The sequence below is a fragment of the Oscillibacter sp. UBA6647 genome (assembly GCA_002455655.1).
Lineage (GTDB): Bacteria > Bacillota > Clostridia > Oscillospirales > Oscillospiraceae > Oscillibacter.
The window spans coordinates 1-7750 of record DKLF01000170.1; the positions used below are offsets into that span (position 1 = coordinate 1).

Consider the following 7750-nt stretch of genomic DNA (forward strand, 5'->3'; position numbering starts at 1 on the left):
GCATTATTCAGCAGACATTAAGTAAAAGGCCGGGGGTTCAACAGAGTTGAACTCCCGGCTCTTTTTACGTTTATACAGAGAAGCTTTTAAAGCTGTTATGTGGAATCGAGCGATTTAAAAAGAAAAGGGGTCCCACTTTTTCTGCCCGGGCTTGGGACGCAGCGGCGGTAAAAGTGGTGGCTTTTGTCTGGGAAAAACACTTCTCTTGCGCGACACCCAAAGGAAGTAACCGGGTCCTCATCTGGGAAATCCCAACCTCCATTCACCGGTGAGAACAAGAAAGCCCCGTCTCTCCGAAAATTTGCGACAGCACCTCCCCCGCCGAAAGAGTGGCAACTCTCTCCGGGTCGGTAAGCACGCCCCCGTCAAGCGCCCAACGGAACACACCACCGGAAAACGCCGTATAAACCTCCCACGGTTTTTTAACCGGCGCGTAACGGGCATACCACGCGGGGCAGCGCCGCATCACTGTCTCGGCCAGCGCCAGCGCTTCGCAGCAATCAGAATTACCGGGTGACAATGCGCTGAGCTGTACGCCCCCTCCGGGGCAGCCCGCGCGGCTGTCGGAAGGCGTGGAGTGGGCCAGCAGAACGCTGCCGTCGCCGCAGGTCCCCATGCACAGCCAGACGTGTCCCGCAATGCTGCAAATATCCCCCGGGCAAAGCGCATTTCCCTCCCCGATTTCCGTCAGACGGCCCCAGCCACGGCGGGCAAAATTCCCTGCCATCTCAGCAGCAGAGTACACATAGCCGGGAAGGCCGTCTTGGTCATGGAGCGTGTTGTAAACCGTCCAGCCCAGATAACCGGAACAATCCAGCCCCGCGTAATAATAGACATTTCTACCCAATACGGGATAATAGTCCCGATAAAAATAGCATTTGTTCTGCGCCCTGAAAAACGCGCACCACTCCGGGGCAAGCCCGATGCGGACCGCCTGAGGACCCGCGCCGGTATCCTCCCGGTTCCACCCGCCGCCGTAGACGTACAGCGCGCTCCCCATTGGGAGTAAGGCGGTGGTAAGCAGATTTTTCAGCGTCCTCAGCCCGGGGACAGCCCCGGAAGGGCAGCCCGTTGACTCCGCTTTGGAAAGTGGGGTTTTCATTTGGTTCTCCTCCTTCCCGGCGAAACAGATTCGCCCGGCTGTTTGGATGTATGCGGAGGGAACCACTTTCATGCCGGGCAGGGCCTTTCTCTTGTCAGTCCTTCCAGAGAACCGCTTCTCCCTCCCGCAAAGACGCGGGCACGTCGATAATCCGCTGGTTGGCGCTGCCGCGGAAGCGCAGGGATATGTCCTTCAGCGACTGGACAAACTCCCCGTCCACCAGTACATCGGTGAGGGCCAGCAACTCGTCCGTTGCCTCGCAGCGGGCGCGGCTCTCCCCCGTCAACTCCTCCCAGGTATAGCCGGAAAAGGCCCACACGGTTTTCCCCGGGCGCTCTGCCCGGACCCTGCGGATAAAGGGCAGCAGCGCGCGTTGGTTCTCCGGCTCAAAGGGCTCGCCCCCCAGAAGCGTCAGCCCCGCCACATAGGACGGCTCCAGCGCCCGCAGCACCAGCTCCTCCGTCTCGCCGGTAAAAAGCCTTCCGTATTGAAAATCCTGCGCCTCAGCGTTAAAGCAGCCGGGGCAGCCATGGGTACAGCCGGAGACGAACAGGCTGACCCGCACCCCCACGCCGTTTGCAATGTCGCAGGTTTTGATATTGGCATAATTCATGGCACACCTCGAAAAGTCCCGCCGGAGGTCCTCCGGCGGGCTTTTTTTCGTTGATTTAGAGGTGGAGCACCCGCTCCCGAATCTCCTGCGTCCGGCCCTGATTCCAGAACTGGGTTCCGATATAGCCACAGGTCCGCCGGGCCACGTTCAGCTTGCTCTGGTCCCGGCTGCCGCACTTGGGACACTCCCAAACCAGCTTGCCGTCGTCCTCCACAATGGAAATTTCCCCGTCATAGCCGCAGGTCTGGCAATAGTCGCTCTTGGTGTTCAGCTCGGCGTACATAATGTGGTCGTAGATATACTCCATCACGCTTAAAACCGCGGGGATGTTCTCCTGCATGTTGGGAACCTCCACATAGCTGATGGCCCCGCCGGGAGACAGCGCCTGGAACTGGGACTCAAACTCCAGCTTGTCAAAGGCGTTAATCTCCTCGGACACGTGGACGTGATAGCTGTTGGTGATATAGGCCTTGTCCGTCACGCCGGGAACGATGCCGAACCGCTTTTGCAGGCACTTGGCAAACCGGTAGGTGGTGGACTCCAGCGGCGTTCCGTACAGGGAGAAGTCGATGTTTTCCTTGGCCTTCCACGCGGCGGTAGCCTCATTGAGCCGACGCATGATGGAAAGCGCAAAGGGCGTGGCCTCCGGATCGGTGTGGGATTTCCCGGTCATGTACTTCACGCACTCGTAAAGACCCGCATAGCCAAGAGACAGGGTGGAATATCCGCCGTAGAGCAGCTTGTCGATGGTTTCTCCCTTATTCAGTCGGGCCAGCGCGCCGTACTGCCACAGGATGGGGGCCGCATCGGAGAGAGTGCCCTTAAGCCGCTTGTGGCGGCACATCAGCGCTTGGTAGCAAAGCGCAAGCCTCTTAGAAAAAACCTCTTCAAAGCGGTCCATATCTCCGCCGGAGGACAGGGCCACATCCACCAGATTGATGGTGACCACGCCCTGATTGAACCGACCGTAATACTTGGGGCTTCCCGTCTCCGGGTCCACATAGGGCGTAAGGAATGAACGGCAGCCCATGCAGGTGTAGCAGTGGCCCTGCCCATTTTTATCAATCTTGTTCTGAAGCATCACCTTTTCGGAAATATAGTCCGGGACCATCCGCTTGGCAGTGCATCTGGCCGCCATCTCCGTCAGGTAGTAATAGGGGGTTCCGGGGCGGACATTGTCCTCCTCCAGCACGTAAATGAGCTTGGGGAACGCCGGGGTAATCCACACGCCCGCCTCGTTTTTCACGCCCTGATATCGCTGGGTCAGCGTCTCTTCGATAATCACCGACAAGTCCCGCTTGGTCTGGGGGTCGGACACCTCGCCCAGATACATGAACACCGTCACAAACGGAGCCTGCCCGTTGGTGGTCAGCAGCGTCACCACCTGATACTGGATGGTCTGCACGCCCCGGCGAATTTCCGCGCGAAGGCGCTTTTCCACAATCCGGTTTAAAACCTCCCCCTCGGGATGACCTCCCATGGCGGCCGCCTCCGCCAGCACGTCGCCCCGAATTTTATCTCGGGAAACCTGCACGAAGGGCGCCAGATGGGCAAGGGAAATGGACTGCCCGCCATACTGGCTGGAGGCCACCTGCGCGATGATCTGCGTGGCGATGTTGCAGGCGGTGGAAAAGCTGTGGGGCTTTTCTATCAACGTGCCGGAAATCACCGTTCCGTTTTGCAGCATGTCCTCCAGATTGACAAGATCGCAGTTGTGCATGTGCTGGGCGTAATAATCCATGTCGTGGAAGTGAATCACGCCATCCTCGTGGGCCTGCACAACCTCCATCGGCAGCAGAAGCCGCTTGGTGATGTCCTTGGACACCTCGCCCGCCATATAGTCCCGCTGGACGGAGTTCACCGTGGGATTCTTATTGGAGTTTTCCTGCATAACCTCTTCGTTGTTGCACTCGATGAGGCTGAGAATCTGATTATCCGTGGTGTTGGCGGCCCGGGCCAGCGTCCGGGTATAACGATAGCGGATATAGCGCTTCGCTGTTTCATAGGCGCTGTGGCGCATCAGCTCCGTCTCCACCAGCTCCTGAATTTCCTCCACGTTCAGCGTCCGGCCAACCTTCTCCGCCGTGGTCTCGACGTTCAGCGCGATTTGCTCTACCTGCGCGTGGGACAACTCCGGCGTCTGCCCGTCCGCAAGGTTTGATTTTTCCACCGCCGCCGCGATTTTCTCCCGGTCAAAACCCGCTTCACTGCCGTTTCTTTTAATAATTTTCATGATTTTCTGCCGCTCCCTTTTGTCGAAAAGCCAAAATAGTTCTTCCCAACTTACTTTTATGTCAACCAAATGGTTTTATAATAACCACATTATATAGTGTATACGATCATTTTGCAATACCCTATTTAGTATTTTGGTCAGAAATTTCCGCAACTTCCCGTCTCGTCTGCGTCTTCGGCAAAGCGTTGGTCTGCCCTGTGCTTGGCCCAGAGGTAGCAGAGCACATGGATTAAAAGGGTCACTATCCATGAGATGGGATAGGACCAGTAAACGCACTCCGGTGTGTGATACGCCGGAATCTGAAAGACCGTGGCAACCCACACAAGACGCAGGACGCAGGCTCCCATCAGCGACACCATCATGGGCATCACGGAGTAGCCAATGCCCCGCAAAGCGCCCACCATCGTGTCCATCATGCCGCAGACAAAATAGGTCCCGCAGATAATGCCAAGGCGCACAAAGCCAGCTTCCACCACCGCCGGGTCTCTAGAGTAGATTCCAAGCAAAAGCCGTCCTGCCTGCCACGCGCCCACGCCCAGCACCAATCCCGTGGCCGTTACGCAGCCCAGCCCCGTCAGCAAAATGCGATTGACGCGGTCCATCCGCCCCGCGCCTACGTTCTGGCTGGTAAAAGACAGCGTTGCCTGATAGACAGCGTTCATCGCCACGTATACAAACCCCTCGATATTGCTGGAAGCGGCGCTGCCTGCCATGACAATCTCGCCCAAGGAGTTGACGGAGGACTGGATGACCACGTTGGACAGCGAAAAAATGATGCCCTGCACTCCGGCAGGCAGACCCACCCGCAAAATGCCGAGGAGCTGCTCCTTGTAAAAGCGCAGCGCCCGCAGCTCCAGATGAAAGCTCCCCGTCTCCCGCATCAGGCAGGAAACCACCAGCGCCGCGGAAATACACTGGGACACCACGGTGGCAATGGCCACGCCCGCCACGTCCAGATCGAACACGATGACCAGCAGCAGATTCAGCGCCACGTTCACGATGCCCGCCAGCAGCAGGTAATACAGGGGGCGCCGGGTATCTCCCTTGGAACGCAGAAGACCCGCGCCGAAGTTATAGAGCATCAGGGCGGGCATCCCCAAAAAGTATATCCGCAGATACAGCACCGCCAAATCCAGCACGGCGGGAGGCGTCTGCATCCAGACCAGCACCTGCCGGGCCATGGCGATGCCCGCCACAATCAGCACCACGCCACTGCAAAAGGCAAGAAGCATGGTGGTGTGGATCGCGCGGTGAAGCTCCCGCTCTCGCTTTGCCCCGAAATACCGGGCCGCCAGCACGTTTGCGCCCACGGAGAGCCCGACAAACAAATTTGTCAGTAAGTTGATCAGCGCCGCGTTGGACCCCACCGCGGCCATGGAATTGTCCCCGGAGAACCGTCCCACCACAATCACGTCCGCCGCGTTGAACAGTAACTGAAGCACACCGGAGGCCATCAGCGGCACGGCAAAGCGCAGCATTTTTTTCAGGATCGGTCCGCTGCACATATCAATTTCATAAGCCTTTGACTTCAACATAGGGTTTGCTGTCTCCTTGTTTTCAAGCTTTTGCACGGCGTTCCCGCAAAATTCGCGGCGGCAAAGGCTGCCGCCGCGAGTTGCAGGGGTGCTTTTATCAATCATCAGATTCCATTTGCCAGCGCATCCAGCGTTTTTCTCAAATCCTCAGGGTCATATGGCTTACGCACAAAGCCTCTGGCCCCCAGACGCAGGGCCTTTTCCTCGCTGTCCAGATTATCCGTTTGGGAAAGCACCAGCACCGGAATGCCCCGCAGAGCCGGGTCCTGCGCCTTCTTTTGCAGAAATTCGTACCCGTCCATAATGGGCATGATGATATCCAGCAGTACCACGCCGATGTTTTCCCCGCTGCGCAGGGCATCCAGCCCCGCCTTGCCGTTGGACGCTTCCAGAATGCTGTATTGAGAAGAGAGCATTTTCTCCAGCACCAATTGATTCACCCGGTTGTCTTCCACAATTAAGAGCTTGGGGCAGGTACGGCAACCCAATACCTGCGGCTGCCGGGGCTGCCCGTCCTCCTCTCTGGGGACGACGGAGGGCACCATGCAGCCAAACTCCGCAGGCAGCTTCAGTAAAGAGATATCCCGGAACAGTGCCAAAAACAGCTTGCGGCTGTCCTTGCGCCCCATATAGCAGACACTGACCATCAGGCTTTTAATCCGGTAGGAATCCATATACCGCCGAATCACCAGCTCCTGCCGCTCCCCCGTTTCCGAAGCGGCGTCCATCGCGCCGAGAAACGCGGGACGGTCCCGTTCCTCCAGCCAGTCGGTAATCAACTGCCCGCTGCGGAACAAAAGCTCGGGAGAACTTTCCATCAGTCGGTAATACCCGTCATTCACGCTGAGGATCTCCGCCGCGTCGCCAAACTGCTCAAACATGGCCGCAGCGTCCATTCTTCCCCGCATCATCCTGTCATAGGTCTTCACCGCGTCCCACACAGCCCGGGTATCCGCCGTCTTGTCAAAAATCCGGGGCCGCTCGAGCGCAGAAGCCGACCGGTAGTGCTCCAGCAGGGAGAAAAAATCGTTCTTGGGAACAGGGCGGGAGAAATAATACCCCTGTACCCGGTCGCAGCCGATAGAGCGCAGATAGTCCACATGCGTCTGCGTCTCCGCACCCTCTGCCACCACGCTCATCTCCAGCCACTTGGCCATGCGCACGATGCTGCTGACCACGCAGTTGGTCCGCTCGTCGCTGCCAACGCTGCGGATAAAGCCCATGTCCAGCTTCAAAGACGACACCGTCATATTCATCAGCATATTGAGTGAGGAATAGCCGTTGCCAAAATCGTCAATCAAAACGGCAAAGCCCGCCGCGTTGAGCTGCCGGGTCAACTCCAGCATCTGCCCCGGGTCCTCCATATAGACGCTTTCCGTCACCTCTATCCGAAAGACGGCGGGGTTCACATCGTACTTTTTCGCAAGCCCCGTCAGTTGCCCGCAGATATCCGCGCTGTAAATATCCAGCCGCGACATGTTGGCAGAAATGGTCACATCGGGATAACCCGCCGCCTTCAGCTCCGCCAGATATTGAAATACCCGCTCCCATACATACTGGTCCAGCCGGTTAATAAAGCCGTTTTTTTCAAAAATAGAGATAAATTGATCGGGGGGAATCAGCCCACGCTTGGGGTGGTCCCAGCGCACCAGCGCCTCCGCCGACACCGGCGCGTTGGACGACAGGCTGAAAATCGGCTGGAGATACACCTGAAACTGGCCCTGCTCCAGCGCTTCATACATCCCGGAGGCCACCTCCTGCTCCCACAGCAGGCTTCGGCGCAGCTCCTCGTCATAAAGAGCCACGCTCTTGTCGCTGCGGCCGGAAACGGTTTCCTGCGCAATTTGTGCGCGGTCGCAAAGCTCCGCCACCGGAAGCGTGGGATCATCAATTTCACAAACGCCGCAGCTCAGATGCAGCGCATATTTCAGATGCAACCGCCGCATCAGTTCGGCGCCCAGCCGGTTGAAGCGGGAAAGCTCCAGTTCTTCCGTGCGGCACAGCAGCACAAAGCGATCCCCGCCCACGCGGCCAACATGAATCACGCCCCGCATTGCCGTCAGCTTTGCCGCCAGATTCCGCAAAAGCTGGTCGCCCGCGGCCCGCCCGAAAAGATCGTTGAATACCTTAAAGCGGTCCATGTTTAAGAAGATGATGGACAGTGACCGGGGCCTCTTATCCTGCTCCATCTCCGCCAGCGTGTCCCGTGCTTTTTTTAAAAACGGTTCCCACTGCAACACGCTGGTCAGCGGGTCCAAATCCCGATC

At 57.9% G+C, this 7750-nt stretch carries 5 protein-coding genes; all 5 read right to left on the reverse strand.

The genetic code is table 11. From position 1 onward, the window contains the following. Positions 1–262: 262 nt before the first annotated feature. Positions 263–1102 (reverse strand): hypothetical protein, encoded by an 840-nt coding sequence (locus B2W96_RS11770; RefSeq protein WP_293010627.1) that lies wholly within the window; start codon positions 1100–1102, stop codon positions 263–265. A gap of 94 nt (positions 1103–1196) precedes the next feature. Continuing rightward, positions 1197–1715, reverse strand: a complete 519-nt coding sequence (gene nrdG / locus B2W96_RS11775) for an anaerobic ribonucleoside-triphosphate reductase activating protein (RefSeq protein ID WP_293010628.1) — start codon at positions 1713–1715, stop codon at positions 1197–1199. A 55-nt stretch (positions 1716–1770) separates the two neighbouring features. Continuing rightward, on the reverse strand, positions 1771–3948 hold the full coding sequence (gene nrdD / locus B2W96_RS11780) for an anaerobic ribonucleoside-triphosphate reductase (protein ID WP_293010629.1): 2178 nt from the start codon (positions 3946–3948) through the stop codon (positions 1771–1773). Between the two features lie 137 nt (positions 3949–4085). Further along, a complete protein-coding gene (locus tag B2W96_RS11785) occupies positions 4086–5483 on the reverse strand; it encodes an MATE family efflux transporter (protein ID WP_293010631.1) in 1398 nt (465 codons plus the stop codon). A 104-nt stretch (positions 5484–5587) separates the two neighbouring features. Next, positions 5588–7750 (reverse strand): EAL domain-containing protein (locus B2W96_RS11790; protein ID WP_293010632.1); only part of this gene is annotated, 2163 nt, incomplete at its 5' end.